Below are 20,429 nucleotides of genomic sequence, written 5' to 3' on the forward strand. Positions count from 1 at the left end.
GCCACTGGGATTTTGCCAGTTCTTTTATCAGGATCTTCACAGCTGATCACCTCTCGTAAAAGACGTTACGCAAAAGAATGCCTCGCAGGAGATTCGATTGTAGTCCCGTACACGGTCACCATTGTGACAAGGATCAACTGTCTGACTGACGGTTTGTAACTAAAAAAAACACGGCTTTTCGAGGGCGCCCACAGAGGTTGTCCGCGACCGGAGCGTCCCGGTCGCAGACGGAAAACAGCAGAAAGCGATGAAATCAGTGGCGGTTTTTTCAGCGCTTCAGAACCCTTCCAATACAATCTTGCCCTTGGCTTTGCCGCTTTCCAGTAGGGCATGGGCACGGCGCAGATTGGCCGCGTTGATCGTGCCGAAGTGTTCGCCCATCGTGGTTTTCAGTGTCCCGGCATCGATCAGCCAGGCGACGCGATTGAGCAGGTTGTGCTGTTCGATCATGTCCGCGGTTTCAAACAGTGAACGGGTGTACATGAACTCCCAGTGCAGTGACAGGCTCTTGCGCTTGAGCTTGGTCACGTCCAGCGACTTGGGGTCATCGATCAGCGCCAGTTTGCCTTGGGGCGCCAATGCCTCCACCAATTGGTCCAGATGCTGGTCGGTCTGGGTCAGGCTGGCGACGTGGGTAACCTGATCCACTCCGGCACGCTTGAGTGCTTCGCTCAGTGGCTGGCCATGGTCGATCACCAGGTCAGCGCCCAGCTCCTTCACCCAGCTTTGGGTCTGCGCACGCGAAGCGGTGCCGATGACTTTCAGGGCCGTCAGTTGATGAGCGAGCTGCGTAAGAATCGAGCCCACGCCACCTGCCGCGCCGACGATCAACAGGCTCTGGCCTTCATCGGTTTTGCCTTCGCGCACTTGCAGGCGCTCGAACAACAGTTCCCAGGCCGTGATCGCGGTAAGCGGCAGGGCAGCGGCTTCGGCGAATCCGAGGGTCTTGGGCATGTGGCCGACGATGCGTTCGTCCACCACATGCAACTCGCTGTTGCCGCCCGCCCGCGCGATGGAGCCGGCGTAAAACACCTGGTCGCCGACCGAGAACAGCGTCACCTCACTGCCCACGGCCTTGACCACACCGGCCACGTCCCAACCCAGCACTTTGGCCGCGCCGCCTTCGGGCTGGACGTTCTGGCGCACCTTGGTGTCCACCGGGTTGACCGAGATGGCTTTGACTTCCACGAGCAAGTCGCGGGGGCCGGCAACCGGCTCTGGCAGCTCTATGTCTTGCAGAGCCTTGTTGTCGCTGATCGGCAACGAGGCGTAGTAGGCAATGGCTTTCATGGGCGGCTCCTGAACACTAATAAAGAAGGGATTCGATGGGGCAGATGATTGGCTATTTCTCCTGAAGATAAAACCGGCTAAAAGAGCAGTCTCTTTCAATTTTTTTTTGATAATCGGTGTTCTTGATGCTGCGTTTCGATGACTTGCAGTTGTTTGTCCGGGCGGCGGACCTGGGCAGCCTGTCCGCCGCCGCGCGGGGCATGGACATGTCGGCGGCGGTGGCCAGTGCGGCGCTCAAGCGCATCGAACAGCAACTCGGCGCCCGTTTACTGGCCCGTTCTACCCGCAGCCTGCGCCTGACCGCCGAAGGCGAGGGCTTTCTTGAATACGCCCGCGCGGCCCTGAGCAATCTCGACGAGGGCCGGCGATTGCTGGCCAGTGGTCAGGACCAGGTCAGCGGGGTGCTGCAACTGTCGGCGCCATCGGACTTTGGCCGCAACCTGCTGCTGCCCTGGCTCGACGAGTTTCAACGCGAGCATCCGAAACTCACCGTGCGCCTGCTGCTGGGGGACCGCATCGCCGACCTGTTTCGCCAACCGGTAGACATTGCCCTGCGCTACGGTGAACCGGAGGACTCCAGCCTGGTGGCGCTGCCCATCGCCCCGCAGAACCGACGGGTTTTGTGCGCCGCTCCCGGCTATCTGGCCCGGCATGGCGAGCCGCGGCAGCTGGAGCAACTGGCACAGCACAATTGCCTGTTGTACATGCTCGGTAGCCGGGTCCACGATCACTGGAGTTTTCACGACGGCAAACGCGAAGTCAGCCTGACCGTCAGCGGCGATCGTTTCAGCGACGATGCCGATGTCGTGCGCCTATGGGCGGTGGCAGGTGCCGGGATCGCTTACAAATCCTGGCTCGATGTGGCCGCCGATGTAGTGGCCGGCCGCTTGAAGGTGCTGATGCCGGAGCTGCTCTGTGAGCGCGCACCGTTGAATCTGTTGTGCGCCCATCGCGCACAATTGAGTAAGCCGGTGAACCTGTTGCGTGAAATGCTTGCCAGACGATGCGCCCTTTTGAGCAGTCAATTTCCAGGCTTTTCGGGAATCGATCATTAGTCGCACGAAAAAAGAGAAATTTCCCTCAGGAACGATCACCACCTACGCCGGGTGGAGGAAAGGATCCGCCGACCAACCCGCATATACTAGCGCCCTCATCATGTAAGTAGCGTCGATCCCCAATGGTGGGTCCACGTTCGAGTCGGCCCGGCTGCACGGTCATCCTTCTGACCTTCGCAGCATCGGCCGGGCAGCGCAAATGGTTGAGCAAGGCGTTGCCGGGCTTATGGCAGTTTCCACGGATTGGCCGACGACACATTACTGGTCAAGATTTCTCTGGGCAGTAGACGAAACGATTCAACAGGGAGTGAATACATGGAACATGCACCTTGCATCAGCCAGATCGCCACGTTGCTGGCTGACCCAAAGCGCAGCGCAATGATGTGGGCCTTGATGGATGGTTCGGCGCGAGCAACCGAAGAGTTGGCATTGCTGGCCGGCCTGTCATCGTCGTCGGCCAGTGCACACTTGGGCCGTTTGTCCGCCGGAGGTCTGCTGAAGGTTGAAAACCGCGGCCGCAAACGCTTCTTCCGCCTGGCCGCTCCCGAGGTCGGAGCGGCAATCGAAGCACTGGCCAGCGCGACCTTCGCCAGCGCACCCCAGGATATTCCGGCCGTATTCAAGCGCAATGCACCTCTGGTCAAACCCCGGGTGGTGCGGTCGCCATTGTTGAGTGCCCGACTGTGCGACGATCATTTGGGGGGCACCCTGTCCGCCGATCTGTATCAGCGGCTGCTGGAGGCAGGCTGGATCGAACACTTTGATCAGCGGGTCACGGTCACGCTCAAGGGCGCGACAGAGTTGGCGGCACGGGGAGTGTTCATCCAGGCGCTGGCCCATCACAACGGCAGGGTTGCCTGCGCCTGCCCCGACTGGAGCGAAAGGCGCCCGCACATGGGCGGCTCGCTGGGCGCGGCATTGTTGCAGCTGTTCATGCAGTCGGGGTGGTTGAGCCTGCCCAACGATTCCCGAACCTTGCAGGTGACGGCCTCCGGGCAACGGGAAATTCATCGCTTTGCCAGTGAGTCCGAACTGGAAATGGCGTTGTAGGAGCCGGCATGCCGGCGATGGCGGCCTCTCATCCAGCATCAATACTGGAGGTGATGGCCTTATCGCTGGCAAGCCAGCTCCTGCAAGGTTTGCGTTTGCCTTTAGGGTTTTACCAACCGCGCATCGAGACTGTTCTGCGCCAGGCGCTTGGCCTGATCCTGGGTCATGCCCAGATGGGTGTGCAACGCATGGAAGTTCTCGGTGACATAACCGCCGAAATACGCCGGGTCATCGGAGTTCACGGTCACTTTCACGCCGCGTTCCAGCATGTCGAGAATGTTGTGCTGCGACATGTGATCGAACACGCAAAGCTTGGTGTTCGACAACGGGCACACGGTCAGCGGGATCTGCTCGTCGATGATTCGCTGCATCAGGCGCTCGTCTTCGATGGCGCGCACGCCATGGTCGATGCGCTGGATTTTCAGCAGGTCGATGGCTTCCCAGATGTACTCGGGCGGGCCTTCTTCGCCGGCGTGGGCGACGGTCAGGAAGCCTTCGTGGCGGGCACGGTCGAACACGCGCTGGAACTTGCTTGGCGGGTGGCCCATTTCGGAGCTGTCCAGGCCCACGGCGACGAACGCATCGCGGAACGGCAGCGCCTGGTCGAGGGTTTTCTGTGCTTCGTCTTCGCTCAGATGGCGCAGGAAGCTCAGGATCAAACCACTGGTGATGCCCAGTTGCTGTTCACCATCCTTGAGCGCGGCGGCGATGCCGTTGAGCACCACTTCGAACGGGATGCCACGGTCGGTGTGGGTCTGCGGGTCGAAGAACGGTTCGGTGTGAATCACGTTCTGCTCTTTGCAGCGCAGCAGGTACGCCCAGGTCAGGTCATAGAAGTCCTGGGACGTGCGCAGCACATCGGCACCCCGGTAATACAGATCGAGGAACTCCTGCAGGTTGTTGAAGGCATACGCCTTGCGCAAGGTTTCGACGTCGCTCCATGGCAAGGCAATCTTGTTGCGCTCGGCCAGGGCGAACAACAGCTCCGGCTCCAGCGAGCCTTCCAGGTGCAGGTGCAATTCTGCCTTGGGCAGGGCGTTCAGCCAGTCGTACATAATTCTTTTCTCATCAGGTGCAATGGTCGCCATTCTACAGAGGGTTGCCGCAACAATTGGTAAAACCTGACCAGGCGGTTGATCACACCGCTTCCGGTTCCCGTCGATAAGCGTAGGTATCGGCGAAGCGCGAGAGCAGGAACTCGGCGCAGGTGGTGGCCGGGTATTTCGCCGGGTGCAATGTGTCCTGACATCCGGGCAGGCATTCGATGCGGGTATCCGGGTGCGGCTCGGCGAAGAACGGCATCGAATAACGATCCACGCCCAGGGGGCTGATCACCCGGTGCGGCGTCGACAGGTAACGGTCGTTGCTCCAGCGCGCCATCATGTCGCCGAGGTTGACCACGAACGTACCTTCGATCGGCGGCGCGTCGATCCATTCGCCTTTGACGTTGCGTACTTGCAAGCCACCGGCGGCGTCCTGATAGAGCAGGGTGATGCAGCCGTAGTCGGTGTGCGCGCCGGCACCTTGTTGCTCTTCGGAACTGGCGGTGTGGCGCGGCGGGTAATGGATCATCCGCAGCACGCTGACCGGCTCATTGAAGCGCGCGTCGAAGAAATCACGCTCAATCCCCAGCGCGATGGTCATTGCCCGCAACAGCGTTTGCGCGAGGTCTTGCATGTCGACGTAGTGCTGCTCCATCAGCGCTTCCCAGCCGGGTATGGACGGATGGCGATTGGGGCCGCGCAGGGGCTTTTCCGCCAGTACGTCAGGGTGCTCGGCCGGTAGGTGCAGGCCCATGTCGAAGGTTTCTTTGAGGTCGCTGGGTTTGCTCGGGTCCAATTGCTCGGTGGCAATGGCGCCGTAACCGCGATGGTGACGGGTCTGGGTGATGTCGATCTTGAGCTTTTCGGCGGTAGGTTGGCCGAAGAAGCGTTTGGTGCTGTCGAGTAGTTCGTCGATCCGCTCAGTGCTGATCGGATGGCCCTTGATGTAGAAGAAACCCCACTCGCGGCAGGCGAGGTCGATTTGTTCGGCCACCGCTGGCCAGGCGGATGGATCGTCGCTGTAGAGCGGGGTGATGTCGATGATGGGGAGGCTGTTCATGGATTGTCCTGAAAAAACGCAGACTGGAAAACACTGAAGAACCCTGTGGGAGCGAGCTTGCTCGCGATGAGGCCAGCACAACAAACATCTTTGCTGACTGAAAGTCCGCCATCGCGAGCAAGCTCGCTCCCACAGGGACGGTGTTTCAGCATTGGAGAATTACTTCGGAATCTCGGCCTTCATGCCTTCCACGTAGTAATTCATCGACGCCAGTTCCGCCGTGGTCGCACTCTCGCCCGCCGGGATTTTCTCGACCCCGGCCTGATCCTTGATCGGCCCGGTGAACAGTTGCAGCGCACCGCTCTTGATGTCGGCGATGAGCTGCTCGGCTTCGCTCTTCACCGTCGCCGGTACCAGGTCACTGATCGGCAGCTCAACGGTGCCCTCCTTCAAACCGCCCCAGTAGTCCCGGGATTTCCAGTCATGGTCGAGCACGCTTTGGGTTGCTTGAACGTAGTGCGGCCCCCAGTCATTGACGATGGAGGTCAGCACCGCTTTCGGCCCGAAGTGTGCCATGTCCGAAGCGTAGCCCACGGCATACACGCCGCGACGTTCGGCGGCCTGGATCGGCGCGGGACTGTCGGTGTGCTGGAACACCACGTCCACGCCCTGATCGATCAACGCGTTGGCGGCGTCCGCTTCCTTGCCCGGATCGAACCATGAGTTGACCCACACCACCTTGATCTCGGTGCCGGGATTGTATTTGTTCAGGGCCAACTGGATGGCGTTGATGTCGCGGATCACTTCCGGGATCGGGAAGGAGGCGACGTAGCCGACCTTCTTGGTCTTGGTCATCTTCGCTGCGAGGAAGCCGCCGACGTAGCGGCCCTCGTAAGTGCGCGCCAGGTAAGTGCCCAGATTCTTGTCCTGCTTGTAGCCGGTGGCGTGTTCGAAGGTCACCTTGGGAAACTGTTTGGCAACTTTCACCGTCGGGTTCATGTAGCCGAAGGAGGTGGTGAAGATCAGGTCGTAGTTGTCCTTGGCCATGTTGCGGATCACCCGCTCGGCGTCGGCGCCTTCGGCGACGTTTTCCACGTAGTTGGTGGTGATCTGCGAGCCGAATTTTTCCGCGAGTTCCTTGCGCCCCTGTTCATGCTGATACGTCCAGCCGTGGTCACCGATCGGACCGATATAGACGAAGCCGACTTTCAGCGGATCGGCAGCTACGGCGGTCAGGCTGGCGCTCAAACCGATGGCCGCCGCAACGGCGCAAAGCAGCTTCTTCAACGGGCGTTTGTGCATGAATTGAAACTCCATTTTGTTGTGAGGTTGGCTGGGCTCTCGGGCTTGCACAGGGCAATGCAAGTTGCTGACCAACAAGACAACAAAATTGGAATCCACGGTGATGCCATCGCGAGCGGGCTCGCGACAGGTCCTTCAAGTCCGATAACAGTGCGTGTCCTTGCACAGCTGCCACCCACTGGTGCGCCAATCCACAAAACCAATGTGGGAGCGGGCTTGCTCGCGAAGGCGGTGTGTCAGTCACATAAATATCGACTGATACAACGCCTTCGCGAGCAAGCCCGCTCCCACATTTTTTACTCGGTGTTCGTCAGACTCCTGCAATCAACTGCCGTGCCGCCTGGCTGTGATCAGCAATCAACCCCTTCAGATCCAGCCCCTCGACCTGCCCGTCGATCACCCGCCACTTGCCGCCGACCATCACTCGATCCGCGCGATCAGCACCACACAGCAGCAACGCCGACACCGGATCATGACTGCCGGAGAAACGCAGTTCATCGAGCTTGAACATCGCCAGGTCAGCCTGTTTGCCCACCGCCAACTCGCCAATATCGGTACGACCCAGCAGGCTCGCCGAACCCTTGGTCGCCCAGCCCAACACGCGCTCCGGGGTGATCTTCTCGGCGCCATAACGCAGGCGCTGGATGTACAACGCCTGACGCGCTTCGAGCATCATGTTCGAGGCATCGTTGGATGCCGAACCGTCCACGCCCAAACCAAGCAAGGCACCAGCATCGGTCAACTCGATGCTCGGACAGATGCCCGAGGCCAGGCGCATGTTCGAACTCGGGCAATGGCAAATACCGGTGCCGGCGGCGCCGAGGCGGGCGATTTCATCCGGGTTGAAATGGATGCCATGGGCCAGCCAGGTGCGCGGGCCGAGCCAGCCAACACTGTCCAGATAGTCCACGGTGCGCAGGCCGAAGCGTTGCAGGCAGAAATCTTCTTCATCGAGGGTTTCTGCCAGGTGGGTGTGCAGGCGCACGTCGAGTTTGTTCGCCAGTTCGGCGCTGGCCGACATGATTTGCGGGGTCACCGAGAACGGCGAGCACGGTGCCAGGGCGATCTGGATTTGCGCGCCGTCACCGCGTTCATGGTACTCGGCGATCAACCGCTGACTGTCGGCGAGGATCACTTCGCCTTCCTGCACGGTCTGTTGCGGCGGCAGGCCACCGTCCTTTTCACCGAGGCTCATGGATCCGCGCGTGAGCATGGCGCGCATGCCCAGTTCACGAACGCTCTCGACTTGCACGTCGATCGCGTTTTCCAGGCCTTCCGGGAACAGGTAGTGGTGGTCGGCGGCGGTGGTGCAACCGGACAGCAGCAATTCAGCCAGCGCGACCTTGGTGGCGAGAGCGAGTTTTTCCGGGGTCAGTCGTGCCCAGACCGGGTACAGGGTTTTCAGCCACGGGAACAGCGGCTGATTGACCACCGGCGCCCAGGCGCGGGTCAGGGTTTGATAGAAGTGGTGATGAGTGTTGATCAGGCCCGGCAGGATCACATGTTCGCGGGCATCGAACACTTCATTGCACGGTGCGGACGGTTGTTGACCGGCGCCGAGTACTTCGACGATCAAACCGTCTTGCAGCACCAGGCCGCCACGGGCATCGAGACCATTGGACGTGAATATGGCGAGGGGATTTTTTAACCAGGTACGGGTCGCAGGCATGTTGGCCGGCTCCTCTGAAAGTTGGGTTCAGGGTTGCCAGCTCAGTGTTGCCCTGTCTGCTGATCCAGGTTCGCCGGGGAGGCGAGGTGCGAAGTGTCGATCAAAACGGTCCGGCGGGCAAGCCCAACCCGACAGGCAGATGCAACCCGGCGGTATTACCAGGGAATGGTTTCGCCCCGGTAATTGATGAAGTGATGCCCACCCTTGCCGACATACGCATTCACCTGATCGACCAGGCCACGGGTGCTGGTTTCCACGTCGATGTCCGCGCCTTCACCACCCATGTCGGTTTTCACCCAGCCCGGGTGCAGCGACAGCACGGTGAGCCTGGTTTCGCCCAACTGAGTGACGAAGCTGTTGGTCATGGAGTTCAACGCCGCCTTGCTGGCCTTGTACAGTGCCAGTTCCGGCGCATCGGGCATGGTCACGCTGCCCAGCACCGAACTCATGAACGCCAGCACGCCGGTGTCCGGTCGCAGTTGCTCGACAAAACTCTGGGCCAGGTTGATCGGCGCCACGGCGTTGGTGAAAAACAGCTGACCGACTTCGGCCATTGTCGCGCCACCGTTCGGCGTCTGGACATCCGGCCCCTTGACCCCGGCATTGACGAACAACAGGTCAAACACGTCGCCCTTGAGTTGTTGGCTCAGGGCGGACACCGCTTGCTGATCGTCCATGTCGAGCTTTTCGATCCGCACCTTGCCCAAGGCCTGCAAGGCTTCGGCTTTTTGCGGATCGCGCACGGTGGCGGTGACTTGCCAGCCATCGGCCAACAGGGTTTTCACCAGCCCGAGGCCAAGCCCCCGGGAGGCGCCGATGATGAGCGCGGTTTTTGCCTTGGACATGAGTGGCTTCCTTGAAAATTCAGAGTCGTGGATTCAATGGACACTGTTGCCCGAGCCGTTGTTGCAACTCTTCGCGCAGTGCGCCGAGTTCGGCCATGCGGGCTTCGATCAGTTTGAGTTTGTCTTGCAGCAGTTGCGTGACGGCGCTGTCCGGATCGGGCGATTGCCAGATTGTAGCGACGCTGTTGCCGATCTCGCCGAGGGTAAAGCCCAGCCGTTGCGCGGTCTTGATGTACTGCACCAGTTGCACCATGTCTGGCGGATAGTCGCGATACCCGTTGGCGCTGCGTTGCGCCGCAATCAATCCGCGCTGCTCGTAAAAGCGCAGCGTGTCGCGGCTGACGGCGCTGGCCTGGGCTAATTCACCGATGCGCATCATGACGTCTCGAGGGGGCTTGACCCTGGAGCATACTCCAGGCTTTAGCCTTATTGCTCCCTGAATTGATGGAGCAATGTCGATGTGGACTACAACGCAATATCGCCGGTTGGTGCAAGGCAGTGCCTGGTATGACCTGATCGTGACGGTCGCGTTTGTCACGCCGTGGAGTTTTGCGGCGTTGCATGGGATTTTGACGTGGGTGAGTCAGGCGTTGAGTTTGCCCGGTGAGCTGCCACCGTTCGAGCCGGTGCACATGTTGATGGCGAATTTGTTGGGCTCGATTGTGTGCGTATGGGCGGTGTTGCGGATTCGTGATCCGCAGCAGGTTTATGGGCGGTATGACGCCGTGGGCAGATTCCTGTTCTCGGCCTGGCAGGCTTATGCCCTGATCCATGGCGCGAGTTCGCTGCTGGTGGTTTTTCTGGTGTTTGAATTGGCGTGGGGCGTGGCTCAGGTGTTGCCTGTTCGGCAGCCATCGCGAGCAAGCTCGCTCCCACAGGGTCTGCGCCAGACACATTAATTACGCAAGATGCGGTTATGTGGGAGCGAGCTTGCTCGCGATGAGGCCAGACCAGACAACCACTAATGCCCGGCCTGCCAAGGCTGTCCCAGCGACACCGGCGCATACAACCGTGTGCGCACCGCATCCCGGGACAGCAGCACCAGCACCCCAATGGTCGCGACATACGGCAACATCGCCAGCAGACTCGACGGAATCGCCAGCCCCAGTCCCTGCGCCACCAGGTGCAGGATGCTGGCGAGCCCGAACAGGTACGCGCCGAGCAGCAGGCGCCACACCCGCCAACTGGCGAACACCACCAGCGCCAGGGCAATCCAGCCGCGCCCGGCGCTCATGTTCTCCGCCCACATCGGCGTGTAAGCCAGGGACAGGTAAGCCCCGGCCAATCCGGCCATCGCACCGCCGAACAACACCGCCAAGGTCCGCACGGCCAACACCGGCAAGCCCATGGCGCTGGCCGCATCCGGGTTTTCCCCGACCGCCTGAATGATCAGCCCGACGCGGCTTTTCAGAATCACCCAGGCCACTAATGCAAACAGCGCGAACGACAGATACACCAGCAGATCCTGGGCAAACAGCATCCGTCCGATCAGTGGGATTTCACTCAGATAGGGAATCGCCACCGGCTCGAATCCCGCCAGCGGCTTGCCGACCCACGCCGCACCGACGAAGGTCGACAGGCCCACGCCGAAAATCGTCAGGGCAAGACCTGTGGCCACCTGATTGGCGTTGAACACCAGTGCCACCAGGGCAAACAGCGACGACAACAGCATCCCGGCGAGCATTGCCAGCAACACGCCGAGCCACAGGTGACCGGTATTGAACGCGACGATGAAACCGATCACCGCACCAAACAGCATCATGCCTTCCTGGCCCAGGTTGAGGACGCCGCTTTTCTCGCAGATCAGTTCCCCCAGCGCCACCAGCAACAACGGCGTACCGCAGCGGACCATGGCGTAGAAAATATTGCTCAGCAGATCGATATCCATCACATCGCTCCTGTTTGTACGACGGTGGATTGCGCGCGGCGGGCCCAGTGCAGGTTCAAACGCGGTCGGTAGAGAATCAGCACATCACTGGCCAGCAGGAAAAACAGCATCATGCCCTGGAACAATTGGGTGATCGCTTGCGGCAGGTTCAGGCTCATTTGTGCGCTTTCGCCACCGATGTACAGCAGCGCCATCAACAGGCTGGAAAACAGGATGCCGACAGGGTTCAGACGACCGAGAAATGCCACGGTGATCGCCGCATAGCCGTAGCCCGGTGAGACCTGCGGCACCAGCTGGCCGATGGGACCGGTGACTTCGCACACACCGGCAAGCCCCGCCAGGCCACCGCTGATCAACAGCGCGAGCCAGATCAGGCGCTTCTCGCGAAAGCCGACGAAGCCGGCGGCACGCTTGTCCAGCCCGAGCACTTTGATCTGGAAACCGACAAAGCTTTTCTGCAACAGCACCCACACCGCCACCAACGCGAGCAGGGCGAAGTAAACCCCGGCGTGGACCCGGCCATCGTCCATCAGCAGCGGCAGGCGGCTGGCGTCACCGAACATCGCTGACTCGGGGAAGTTGAACCCGGCGGGATCTTTCAAAGGGCCGTGAACGCAGAACAGCAGCAGATTCAGTGCAATGTAGTTGAGCATGATGCTGGTCAGGATCTCATTGGCGTTGAAGCGCGTGCGCAGCCACGCCGTCAACCCGGCCCACGCAGCGCCCGCCAGGGTGCCGGTAAGCAGGATCAACACCAGCGCCCAACGGCTTTGCATATCGATGATGTTCACCGCCAGCGCACTGCCGGCCAGCGCACCGAGCAGCAGTTGACCTTCGGCACCGATGTTCCAGATGCGCGCCTGATAGGCGACGGCCAGGCCCAATGCGCAGAGCAGAATCGGCAGGGCTTTGACCAGCAATTCGGAGACGCCGTACAGGTCGCTGACCGGTGCGATCAGCAAGGTGTGCAAGGTCAGCAACGGGTCATGCCCGAGCGCGATAAACAACAACGATCCACAGCCCAGGGTCAGTGCAGCCGCCAGCAACGGCGAGCACCACAGCATCAGGCGCGATTGCTGGCCGCGAGGTTCAAGAGAAAGCAGCATGTGACACTCCGTTAACGCGTGGCGGATGCGAGTGATTGGGGGGCGCCGAACTGGCCGGCCATCCAGCCGCCGACATCGCTCAGGCGGGTGTCGACGGTAACGTGGAGCGCCGACAGCCGACCGCCGCACAAGGCGCCGAGCCGGTCGCTGATCTGGAACAGCTCGTCCAGGTCTTCGGAGATCACCAGGATCGCCGCGCCGGCATCGCGCAAGGCAATCAAGGCGCGGTGAATGGTGGCGGCGGCACCGACGTCCACGCCCCAGGTCGGGTGTGCGGCGACCAGCAGTCTGGGTTGCTGAAGGATTTCCCGACCGAGGATGAATTTCTGCAAGTTGCCGCCGGACAGGCTGCGGGCCGGCGCCTGGCTATCGGGTGTCTTGACCCCGAAACGGCGGATGATTTCCTCGGCCAGTGCTTCGACTTTGCCGCGCTGGATCAGGCCGTTACTCACCAAGCCGTGCTGGAAAGCAGTCAGCAGCGCGTTGTCCGCCAGGCTCAGTTCCGGCACCGCACCATGACCCAGGCGTTCGGCGGGGACGAACGCCAAGCCGAGTTGGCGGCGAGCATCGGGACGCAAATGGGCGACTGGTTCCTTGCCAAAACGGATCGTCGCGCTGGCGTTGCGGGGCAGCAGTGCTTCGCCGCTGAGCAAGGCCAGTAACTCATCCTGGCCATTGCCGGCGACACCGGCGATGCCGACAATTTCACCGCGGCGCACTTCAAGGTCGATGTTGGCAAGCGAGCAGCCGAATGGGTCCGGGTTGTGCCAGGACAATCCACGGACATCAAGGCACGCATCACCTCCGGTAACCTTCGGATAGTCAGCGATCAACTCCGCCGCTTCACCGACCATCAAGCGCGCCAGTTGCTGGTCCGAACACTCGGCCGGCACGCAATGCCCGGCCACCCGACCGCCTCGTAAAACCGTTGCGCTGTGGCACAACGCACGCACTTCCCCGAGCTTGTGGCTGATGAACAAAATGCTGCAGCCTTCGGCGGCGAGTCGGCGCAGGGTAACGAACAAGTCATCGGCCTCTTGCGGCGTCAGCACCGAAGTCGGTTCATCGAGAATCAACAGGCGGATGTCCTGCATCAGGCAGCGAATGATTTCCACCCGCTGCCGTTCACCGATCGACAGGCTGTGGACAAGTCGCTCCGGTTCCAGCGTCATGCCGTAGCGCCGGGACACTTCGCGAATCTTCGGCTCAAGCTGTTTGGGTGTGCCTGCCGCCGAGCCCATGGCCAGGGCGATGTTCTGTGCCACGCTCAGGGTTTCGAACAGCGAAAAATGCTGGAATACCATGCCGATTCCCAAACCCCGGGCCTGGGCCGGATTGCGCAGGCTCACCCGCTGACCTTGCCAGATCACCTCGCCGGAATCGGCGTGGGTAACGCCGTAGATGATCTTCATCAGCGTGCTTTTGCCCGCACCGTTTTCGCCGAGCAGGGCATGGATCTCGCCAGGGGCAATGGTCAGGTCGATGGCATCGTTGGCCAGGCAGCCGGGGTAGCGTTTTGTGATTCTGCGCAGTTGCAGGCGCGGAACTGGGTCAGGGATTGGAGCGTGATTGGGCATGACAGGCTCAGTGCTGTTGGACTTGTGCCTGTGGATAAAGCAATTTTCTGGCCACTAGGTCAGGAAAATCTCGAAGTCCTGCGACCAGAGGCGTTCAGTACGCAGCTTTCAAATGTGCCACGCACAACCCGGCACCACATGGGGGCAATGGCGCAAATCAAGCCCCGCTTTTGCTCGTGCGGTTTTGCTCAAAAAATGAGCAATCGACCACAAGCCATACCGCACACGGCGCCGAGACGGCCATGAACGGGTTATCCACAGATTGCTCCACAGTATTTGTGTGCAAGCTCACAGCACGGGCATAAGCACTGAGTGGCTACTTCTAAAGGCGATAAACCGCTGTAACTATTTGTTTTTATTTGAATTTGACGTGCTTGATGGCTGATTGGACGAAAATTGAGCAAAGTCCGCAAAGCCGCATGACAAAAGGGTTACAGCGGTATGTGCTCAGGTTATCCACAGGCGGGTGCACAGCAGATGTGGGCAAATATGGAATAAGTGAAAAAGCGGCGTGCCCCAAAAAATTGCAGCCGGTGCTGAAGCCTTTTAGCGCCGTAACAAAATTCGCCCGCGACTCAAATCGGCCAGTTGTGACTGTAAGGTGTCGATTTGCGCATCGCCTACGGCCAACTGCAACTCGACACCGTTGGCGGTGAAGCTTTCATCCACAACCAATCCACCTGCCTCCGCTACCCGCAGCTTGACCAGAGCCAGCTCGGCAAATCCGCAAGCGCAACTCAGCGGCACTCGGCTGATCAGCTCAAACTTTGGTGCCGCTTGCAGGCATTTGTTCGCACCACCGCCATAGGCCCGGGCGAGTCCGCCGGTACCCAGTTGGATGCCGCCATACCAGCGAATCACCAGCACCGCGACCTGATCGCAATCCTGTGCCTCGATCGCCGCCAGAATCGGCCGGCCGGCCGTACCACCGGGCTCGCCATCATCGGTGCTGCGGTACTGATCACCGAGCTTCCAGGCCCAGCAGTTGTGCGAGGCATTCAAGTCGCTGTGCTGTTCAATGAACGCCTGGGCCTCGGCCGGGCTGGAGATCGGCGCGGCGAAGGTAATGAAGCGGCTCTTGCGAATCTCTTCGCGGTATTCGCAAAAACCGCTGAGGGTAAATGGCATAAGTGCTTAGATGGCAGGTTTCAGGCCGCAGCCCTTGAGAATGATGCGGATCAGGTTATCCCCGGCGTCTTCCATGTCCTGTTTGGTCAACTTGGTACGTCCGGTGACGCGGCAGATCTGCGTGGCGAAGTCGGCGTAGTGCTGGGTGCTGCCCCACAACAGGAAGATCAGGTGCACCGGATCGACCGGGTCCATTTTACCGGCGTCGATCCAGGCCTGGAACACGCCTGCACGACCCTGGAACCAGGCGCGATAGTCTTGGTTGAAATACTCGGTCAGGCACTCGCCGCCGCTGATGACTTCCATGGCAAAAATCCGCGAGGCTTGCGGCTGGCGCCGGGAGAACTCCATTTTGGCGCGGATGTAGCGGGTCAAGGCTTCGGTCGGATCGTCCTCGGCGGTGAGGGTGTTGAACGTGCTGTCCCACAGCTCGATGATGTTGCTCAGTACCGCCACGTACAAACCGAGCTTGTTGGTGAAGTAGTAATGCAGGTTTGCCTTGGGCAACCCGGCATTCTGGGCGATGGTGTTCATGCTCGTGCCTTTGTACCCGTGACGGGCGAACTCGTCTTCGGCGGCCTTGATGATGGTCTCTTCGTTTTTCTGACGAATGCGGCTGACGTGTTTTGCGCCGTGGGCTGGGACTTCAAAGGTCATAAGCACTTCCGAACGAGTGGGTGGGACGGCCAGTGCGTTGATAACGTACCCACCGGTTTCAGACAAGACCTCACACAATAAAACACTGCACCGCAATCTAATGTGGGAGCGGGCTTGCTCGCGAAGGCGTCGTCCCAGTCAATACTCATGTGACTGACACACCGCCTTCGCGAGCAAGCCCGCTCCCACAGTTTTCAACGCGTCGCGGCCAGGCTCTCGAGAAAACTCTCCAGCACCAGATGCGGTCTGCGTCCCTTGCGTGTGACCGACGCCAGGCTGAGGTCATAGAAGCGTGTTTTTTCTTTCAGCGCTCGCAACCGGCCTTGCTGTACCCAAAGACTCGCGTAGTGATCCGGCAGGTAACCGATATAGCGTCCGGTCAGGATCAGGAAGGCCATGCCTTCGCGGTCCGAGGCGCTGGCGGTGCAATTGAGCGCCTGATAATGGGCCTGGATTTCCGCCGGCAAACGAAAGGTCGGGGCGATGGCGTCCTGGCTGTTCAGACGCGTGTCGTCCAGTTGTTTGTCGTCGACATAAAACAGCGGGTGACCGACCGCGCAGTACAACAGCGATCGCTCGCTATACAGCGGTTGATACTCCAGCCCCGACAATGCGCTGGCCTGCGGTACCACGCCGACGTGCAGGCGACCGTCGAGTACGCCTTGCTCGACTTCATTGGGCGCGATCATGCGGATCTGGATCTGCACGTCCGGGCCGCGTTCTTTCAATTGCGCGAGGGCATGGGTGATGCGCATGTGGGGCAGGGTGACCAGGTTGTCCGTCAAACCGATGATCAATTCGCCGCGCAAGTGCTGGTGCAGGCCATTGACCTCGGTGCGGAAGCTTTCCAGCGCACTTAACAGCTGCAATGCCGATTGATAGACCTCGCGGCCTTCCTCGGTCAGGGAAAACCCGGCACGTCCCCGTTGGCACAGGCGCAGGCCGAGGCGTTGCTCCAGATCGCTCATCTGTTGGCTGATCGCCGAGCGACCGATGCCCAGCACGGTCTCTGCCGCGGAGAAGCCGCCGCATTCCACCACGCTGCGGAAAATCCTCAGCAGGCGAATATCAAAGTCGCTGACCTGGGCCAGCGGATCGGGACGGCGAGTACTCATGCGGGTTACTCAAAGTTTAGTAGTTGGCTGACTGAACATTAGAAAAGTTGGATTTCACCGACTTTATCCCCGTGGCAATTTAGCTGCAACAACGGTTTTCAATCCTTACGCCGCTTATTGCCTTGCGAGGTTACGCCCATGAACCAGCCTGAAAACGCACCGACTTCCCTGGCCAGCCAGCTCAAGCTCGATGCTCACTGGATGCCTTACACCGCCAACCGCAACTTCCAGCGCGACCCACGGCTGATCGTTGGCGCCGAAGGCAGTTGGCTGATCGACGACAAAGGCCGCAAGGTATATGACTCGCTCTCCGGTCTGTGGACCTGTGGCGCCGGGCACACTCGTAAGGAAATCCAGGAAGCGGTCGCCAAGCAACTGGGTACCCTCGATTACTCGCCAGGTTTCCAGTACGGCCATCCGTTGTCCTTCCAGTTGGCTGAAAAAATCACCGACCTGACCCCGGGCAACCTCAACCACGTGTTCTTCACCGACTCGGGTTCCGAGTGCGCTGACACCGCTGTAAAAATGGTCCGTGCTTACTGGCGCCTGAAGGGCCAGTCGACCAAGACCAAAATGATCGGCCGTGCCCGTGGCTACCACGGTGTGAACATCGCCGGCACCAGCCTCGGTGGCGTGAACGGCAACCGCAAGCTGTTCGGTCAGGCGATGATGGACGTCGATCACCTGCCGCACACTTTGCTGGCAAGCAACGCTTACTCCCGTGGCATGCCGGAGCAGGGCGGTATCGCCCTGGCTGACGAGCTGTTGAAGCTGATCGAACTGCATGATGCGTCGAACATCGCGGCGGTATTCGTCGAGCCATTGGCCGGTTCCGCTGGCGTGCTGGTGCCGCCACAGGGTTACCTCAAGCGTCTGCGTGAAATCTGCGACCAGCACAATATCCTGCTGGTGTTCGACGAAGTGATCACCGGTTTCGGCCGTACCGGCACCATGTTCGGTGCTACCACCTTCGGCGTGACACCGGACCTGATGTGCATCGCCAAGCAAGTCACCAACGGTGCGATCCCGATGGGCGCGGTGATTGCCAGCTCCGAGATCTACCAGACCTTCATGAATCAGCCGACGCCTGAATACGCGGTTGAATTCCCCCATGGCTACACCTATTCCGCGCACCCGGTGGCTTGCGCCGCTGGCCTGGCAGCACTCGACCTGCTGCAAAAGGAAAACCTGGTACAGAGCGTGGCCGAAGTCGCACCGCATTTCGAAAATGCGCTGCACGGCCTCAAAGGCACCAAGAACATCATCGACATCCGCAACTTCGGCCTGGCCGGCGCGATCCAGATCGCTCCACGTGACGGCGACGCGATCGTGCGTCCGTTCGAAGCCGGCATGGCGCTGTGGAAAGCCGGGTTCTACGTACGCTTCGGCGGCGACACCCTGCAGTTCGGCCCAACCTTCAACAGCAAGCCGCAGGACCTGGATCGTCTGTTCGACGCGGTCGGCGAAGTGCTGAGCAAGATCGACTGATTTGACAACACACCTGTAGGAGCGAGTTTGCTCGCGATGGACGTTAACGATGATGTGGGCTGCCTGGATGAACACAGCGCCCTCACCATCTTCGCGAGCAAGCTCGCTCCTACAAAAAGCATCTATATAGCAGGCGCTCTTTAACGGACGCCTGTGGACAACTTTTCAGGAGCTTCCATGAGCGTTATTCCGCATTTGATCAATGGCGAACTGGTGACCGAGAACGGTCGCGCGGTTGATGTGTTCAACCCGTCTACCGGTCAGGCAATTCACAAGTTGCCGCTGGCGACCCGCGAAACCATCCAGAGCGCCATCGACGCGGCCAAGGCTGCATTCCCGGCCTGGCGCAACACGCCGCCGGCCAAGCGTGCCCAAGTGATGTTCCGCTTCAAGCAACTGCTGGAGCAGAACGAAGCGCGTATCGCCCAACTGATCAGCGAAGAGCACGGCAAGACCCTGGAAGATGCTGCCGGTGAATTGAAGCGCGGCATCGAGAACGTCGAGTTCGCTTGCGCGGCTCCGGAAATCCTCAAGGGCGAGTACAGCCGTAACGTCGGACCGAACATCGACGCCTGGTCTGACTTCCAGCCGCTGGGCGTGGTGGCCGGTATCACTCCGTTCAACTTCCCGGCCATGGTGCCGTTGTGGATGTACCCGCTGGCGATCGTCTGCGGTAACTGCTTTATCCTCAAGCCTTCCGAGCGTGACCCGAGCTCGACGCTGCTGATTGCACAGCTTCTGCTGGAGGCTGGCCTGCCCAAAGGCGTGCTGAGCGTGGTACACGGTGACAAGACTGCGGTGGACGCATTGATCGAAGCGCCGGAAGTCAAAGCGCTGAGCTTTGTGGGTTCGACGCCGATTGCCGAATACATCTATTCCGAAGGCACCAAGCGTGGCAAACGCGTCCAGGCCCTGGGCGGTGCGAAGAACCACGCTGTGCTGATGCCGGATGCAGACCTCGACAACGCCGTCAGCGCACTGATGGGCGCGGCTTACGGTTCTTGCGGCGAGCGTTGCATGGCAATCTCGGTAGCGGTGTGCGTGGGTGATCAGGTGGCCGATGCACTGGTGGCCAAACTGGTTCCGCAAATCAAGGCGCTGAAAATCGGTGCCGGTACCAACTGCGGCCTGGACATGGGCCCACTGGTGACTGGCCAGGCGCGCGACAAGGTCAGCGGTTATGTAGAAGACGGCGTAGCTGCCGGCGCGACACTGGTGGTGGACGGCCGTGGCCTGACCGTCGCTGGTCACGAGGAAGGCTTCTTCCTGGGTGGTTGCCTGTTCGACAACGTCACGCCAGAAATGCGCATCTATAAAGAAGAGATCTTCGGGCCGGTGCTGTGCGTTGTTCGGGTCAACAGCCTGGAAGAAGCCATGCAACTGATCAACGATCACGAATATGGCAACGGCACTTGCATCTTCACCCGTGACGGCGAAGCCGCGCGGTTGTTCTGCGACGAAATCGAAGTCGGCATGGTCGGTGTCAACGTACCGCTGCCGGTGCCGGTGGCTTATCACAGCTTTGGCGGCTGGAAGCGTTCGCTGTTCGGCGACCTGCATGCCTACGGCCCGGATGGTGTGCGTTTCTACACCCGTCGCAAGGCCATCACCCAGCGCTGGCCACAGCGTGCGAGCCACGAGGCTTCGCAATTCGCGTTCCCTAGCTTGTAAGTAGAAGGGCGCAGAAGGCCGACCCATTGGGTCGGCCTTTTTGTTTTCGGGGCTTTTTTGCCCTATATGACAGAATTGTGAAAATAGCTGTTGACGGCAGATTTCAGGTGTCTATAATTCGCCCCACTTCCGGCGCAGTCGAAACGGAAAACTCCTTGGTAAACAAAGAGTTACGCAGTTTTCGGCAGCAGGTTGCTTCAGTTCATCGAAGCACAAAGGGAGTTGAAAAAGAGGTGTTGACAGCAGCGTGTAACGCTGTAGAATTCGCCTCCCACTGATGAGAGATCTGAAGCGCAAGTGGTTGAAGTTGTTAAGGATTTCCAAGCGAAACTTTGAAAACTTCTGAAAATAATCACTTGACAGCAAATGAGGCTGCTGTAGAATGCGCGCCTCGGTTGAGACGAAAGATCTTAACCAACCGCTCTTTAACAACTGAATCAAGCAATTCGTGTGGGTGCTTGTGGAGTCAGACTGCTAGTCAACAGATTATCAGCATCACAAGTTACTCCGCGAGAAATCAAAGATGTAACCAACGATTGCTGAGC

At 60.0% G+C, this 20,429-nt stretch carries 18 protein-coding genes; 5 read left to right on the plus strand and 13 right to left on the minus strand.

Annotated features, from left to right (window positions below):
• Window positions 1-276: 276 nt before the first annotated feature.
• Window positions 277-1,290 (minus strand): zinc-binding alcohol dehydrogenase family protein, encoded by a 1,014-nt coding sequence (locus PSJE_RS22845; protein WP_057712133.1) that lies wholly within the window; start codon window positions 1,288-1,290, stop codon window positions 277-279.
• Window positions 1,291-1,415: 125 nt separating this feature from the next.
• Between PSJE_RS22845 and PSJE_RS22850 the strand changes: the two genes are divergently transcribed.
• The gene (locus PSJE_RS22850) at window positions 1,416-2,345 is read left to right on the plus strand and encodes a LysR family transcriptional regulator (RefSeq protein WP_090457734.1); all 930 of its coding nucleotides are present in this window, start codon (window positions 1,416-1,418) and stop codon (window positions 2,343-2,345) included.
• Between the two features lie 315 nt (window positions 2,346-2,660).
• A complete protein-coding gene (locus tag PSJE_RS22855; RefSeq protein ID WP_090452955.1) occupies window positions 2,661-3,395 on the plus strand; it encodes a helix-turn-helix domain-containing protein in 735 nt (244 codons plus the stop codon).
• A gap of 101 nt (window positions 3,396-3,496) precedes the next feature.
• Here the strand turns inward: PSJE_RS22855 and PSJE_RS22860 are convergent, their stop codons facing one another.
• The 6 genes from PSJE_RS22860 to PSJE_RS22885 all read right to left on the minus strand — a co-directional run bounded on the left by PSJE_RS22860 (window position 3,497) and on the right by PSJE_RS22885 (window position 9,630).
• Entirely contained in the window at window positions 3,497-4,450 is a 954-nt protein-coding gene (locus PSJE_RS22860; protein WP_090452957.1) for an adenosine deaminase, read from the minus strand.
• A gap of 82 nt (window positions 4,451-4,532) precedes the next feature.
• Window positions 4,533-5,498, minus strand: coding sequence for an isopenicillin N synthase family dioxygenase (locus PSJE_RS22865; RefSeq protein WP_090452958.1), 966 nt, complete (start codon window positions 5,496-5,498; stop codon window positions 4,533-4,535).
• A gap of 159 nt (window positions 5,499-5,657) precedes the next feature.
• Window positions 5,658-6,740 carry a BMP family ABC transporter substrate-binding protein gene (locus PSJE_RS22870; protein WP_090452959.1) on the minus strand — a complete coding sequence of 361 codons (1,083 nt, stop codon included), beginning with the start codon at window positions 6,738-6,740 and terminating at the stop codon, window positions 5,658-5,660.
• 310 nt (window positions 6,741-7,050) lie between these two features.
• Complete coding sequence (locus PSJE_RS22875) at window positions 7,051-8,409, minus strand: 8-oxoguanine deaminase (RefSeq protein ID WP_090452960.1); 1,359 nt, start codon at window positions 8,407-8,409, stop codon at window positions 7,051-7,053.
• A gap of 155 nt (window positions 8,410-8,564) precedes the next feature.
• On the minus strand, window positions 8,565-9,254 hold the full coding sequence (locus PSJE_RS22880) for an SDR family oxidoreductase (RefSeq protein WP_090452961.1): 690 nt from the start codon (window positions 9,252-9,254) through the stop codon (window positions 8,565-8,567).
• A 19-nt stretch (window positions 9,255-9,273) separates the two neighbouring features.
• Entirely contained in the window at window positions 9,274-9,630 is a 357-nt protein-coding gene (locus tag PSJE_RS22885; RefSeq protein WP_046043778.1) for a MerR family transcriptional regulator, read from the minus strand.
• Between the two features lie 82 nt (window positions 9,631-9,712).
• On the opposite strand from PSJE_RS22885, the gene PSJE_RS22890 reads away from it, so the two are divergent.
• The gene (locus tag PSJE_RS22890) at window positions 9,713-10,153 is read left to right on the plus strand and encodes a hypothetical protein (RefSeq protein ID WP_090452962.1); all 441 of its coding nucleotides are present in this window, start codon (window positions 9,713-9,715) and stop codon (window positions 10,151-10,153) included.
• A gap of 62 nt (window positions 10,154-10,215) precedes the next feature.
• On the opposite strand, the gene PSJE_RS22895 is transcribed toward PSJE_RS22890, so the two are convergent.
• The 6 genes from PSJE_RS22895 to PSJE_RS22920 form a co-directional block, all read right to left on the minus strand.
• Window positions 10,216-11,142: an ABC transporter permease gene (locus tag PSJE_RS22895; protein ID WP_057712126.1), complete on the minus strand. Its 927-nt coding sequence runs from the start codon at window positions 11,140-11,142 to the stop codon at window positions 10,216-10,218.
• Complete coding sequence (locus PSJE_RS22900; protein WP_090452963.1) at window positions 11,142-12,248, minus strand: ABC transporter permease; 1,107 nt, start codon at window positions 12,246-12,248, stop codon at window positions 11,142-11,144. The genes PSJE_RS22895 and PSJE_RS22900 overlap by 1 nt, the downstream gene beginning before the upstream one ends.
• 11 nt (window positions 12,249-12,259) lie before the next feature.
• On the minus strand, window positions 12,260-13,825 hold the full coding sequence (locus PSJE_RS22905; RefSeq protein WP_090452964.1) for an ABC transporter ATP-binding protein: 1,566 nt from the start codon (window positions 13,823-13,825) through the stop codon (window positions 12,260-12,262).
• A gap of 546 nt (window positions 13,826-14,371) precedes the next feature.
• A complete protein-coding gene (locus tag PSJE_RS22910; RefSeq protein ID WP_090452965.1) occupies window positions 14,372-14,953 on the minus strand; it encodes an IMPACT family protein in 582 nt (193 codons plus the stop codon).
• Window positions 14,954-14,959: 6 nt separating this feature from the next.
• The gene (locus PSJE_RS22915; RefSeq protein ID WP_090452966.1) at window positions 14,960-15,610 is read right to left on the minus strand and encodes a TetR/AcrR family transcriptional regulator; all 651 of its coding nucleotides are present in this window, start codon (window positions 15,608-15,610) and stop codon (window positions 14,960-14,962) included.
• Between the two features lie 194 nt (window positions 15,611-15,804).
• Window positions 15,805-16,725: a LysR family transcriptional regulator gene (locus PSJE_RS22920; RefSeq protein WP_090452967.1), complete on the minus strand. Its 921-nt coding sequence runs from the start codon at window positions 16,723-16,725 to the stop codon at window positions 15,805-15,807.
• Window positions 16,726-16,863: 138 nt separating this feature from the next.
• Here PSJE_RS22920 and aptA point away from each other — a divergent pair, with 138 nt between their 5' ends.
• Window positions 16,864-18,213: an omega-aminotransferase AptA gene (gene aptA, locus PSJE_RS22925; RefSeq protein ID WP_090452968.1), complete on the plus strand. Its 1,350-nt coding sequence runs from the start codon at window positions 16,864-16,866 to the stop codon at window positions 18,211-18,213.
• Window positions 18,214-18,390: 177 nt separating this feature from the next.
• Window positions 18,391-19,884, plus strand: a complete 1,494-nt coding sequence (locus tag PSJE_RS22930; protein WP_090452969.1) for a CoA-acylating methylmalonate-semialdehyde dehydrogenase — start codon at window positions 18,391-18,393, stop codon at window positions 19,882-19,884.
• The last annotated feature ends 545 nt before the right edge of the window (window positions 19,885-20,429 follow it).

Source organism: Pseudomonas jessenii (assembly GCF_002236115.1).
Classification (GTDB): domain Bacteria; phylum Pseudomonadota; class Gammaproteobacteria; order Pseudomonadales; family Pseudomonadaceae; genus Aquipseudomonas; species Aquipseudomonas jessenii.

What these genes read in the sequence shown, in the direction of transcription:
- PSJE_RS22855 (WP_090452955.1), top strand. Translation starts at nt 2,661, where the DNA reads ATGGAACATGCACCTTGCATCAGCCAGATCGCCACGTTGCTGGCTGAC.
- PSJE_RS22885 (WP_046043778.1), bottom strand. Translation starts at nt 9,630, where the DNA reads ATGCGCATCGGTGAATTAGCCCAGGCCAGCGCCGTCAGCCGCGACACG.
- PSJE_RS22920 (WP_090452967.1), bottom strand. Translation starts at nt 16,725, where the DNA reads ATGAGTACTCGCCGTCCCGATCCGCTGGCCCAGGTCAGCGACTTTGAT.
- PSJE_RS22900 (WP_090452963.1), bottom strand. Translation starts at nt 12,248, where the DNA reads ATGCTGCTTTCTCTTGAACCTCGCGGCCAGCAATCGCGCCTGATGCTG.
- PSJE_RS22860 (WP_090452957.1), bottom strand. Translation starts at nt 4,450, where the DNA reads ATGTACGACTGGCTGAACGCCCTGCCCAAGGCAGAATTGCACCTGCAC.
- PSJE_RS22895 (WP_057712126.1), bottom strand. Translation starts at nt 11,142, where the DNA reads ATGGATATCGATCTGCTGAGCAATATTTTCTACGCCATGGTCCGCTGC.
- PSJE_RS22845 (WP_057712133.1), bottom strand. Translation starts at nt 1,290, where the DNA reads ATGAAAGCCATTGCCTACTACGCCTCGTTGCCGATCAGCGACAACAAG.
- aptA (WP_090452968.1), top strand. Translation starts at nt 16,864, where the DNA reads ATGAACCAGCCTGAAAACGCACCGACTTCCCTGGCCAGCCAGCTCAAG.
- PSJE_RS22880 (WP_090452961.1), bottom strand. Translation starts at nt 9,254, where the DNA reads ATGTCCAAGGCAAAAACCGCGCTCATCATCGGCGCCTCCCGGGGGCTT.
- PSJE_RS22910 (WP_090452965.1), bottom strand. Translation starts at nt 14,953, where the DNA reads ATGCCATTTACCCTCAGCGGTTTTTGCGAATACCGCGAAGAGATTCGC.
- PSJE_RS22875 (WP_090452960.1), bottom strand. Translation starts at nt 8,409, where the DNA reads ATGCCTGCGACCCGTACCTGGTTAAAAAATCCCCTCGCCATATTCACG.
- PSJE_RS22870 (WP_090452959.1), bottom strand. Translation starts at nt 6,740, where the DNA reads ATGCACAAACGCCCGTTGAAGAAGCTGCTTTGCGCCGTTGCGGCGGCC.
- PSJE_RS22865 (WP_090452958.1), bottom strand. Translation starts at nt 5,498, where the DNA reads ATGAACAGCCTCCCCATCATCGACATCACCCCGCTCTACAGCGACGAT.
- PSJE_RS22915 (WP_090452966.1), bottom strand. Translation starts at nt 15,610, where the DNA reads ATGACCTTTGAAGTCCCAGCCCACGGCGCAAAACACGTCAGCCGCATT.
- PSJE_RS22890 (WP_090452962.1), top strand. Translation starts at nt 9,713, where the DNA reads ATGTGGACTACAACGCAATATCGCCGGTTGGTGCAAGGCAGTGCCTGG.
- PSJE_RS22850 (WP_090457734.1), top strand. Translation starts at nt 1,416, where the DNA reads ATGCTGCGTTTCGATGACTTGCAGTTGTTTGTCCGGGCGGCGGACCTG.
- PSJE_RS22930 (WP_090452969.1), top strand. Translation starts at nt 18,391, where the DNA reads ATGAGCGTTATTCCGCATTTGATCAATGGCGAACTGGTGACCGAGAAC.
- PSJE_RS22905 (WP_090452964.1), bottom strand. Translation starts at nt 13,825, where the DNA reads ATGCCCAATCACGCTCCAATCCCTGACCCAGTTCCGCGCCTGCAACTG.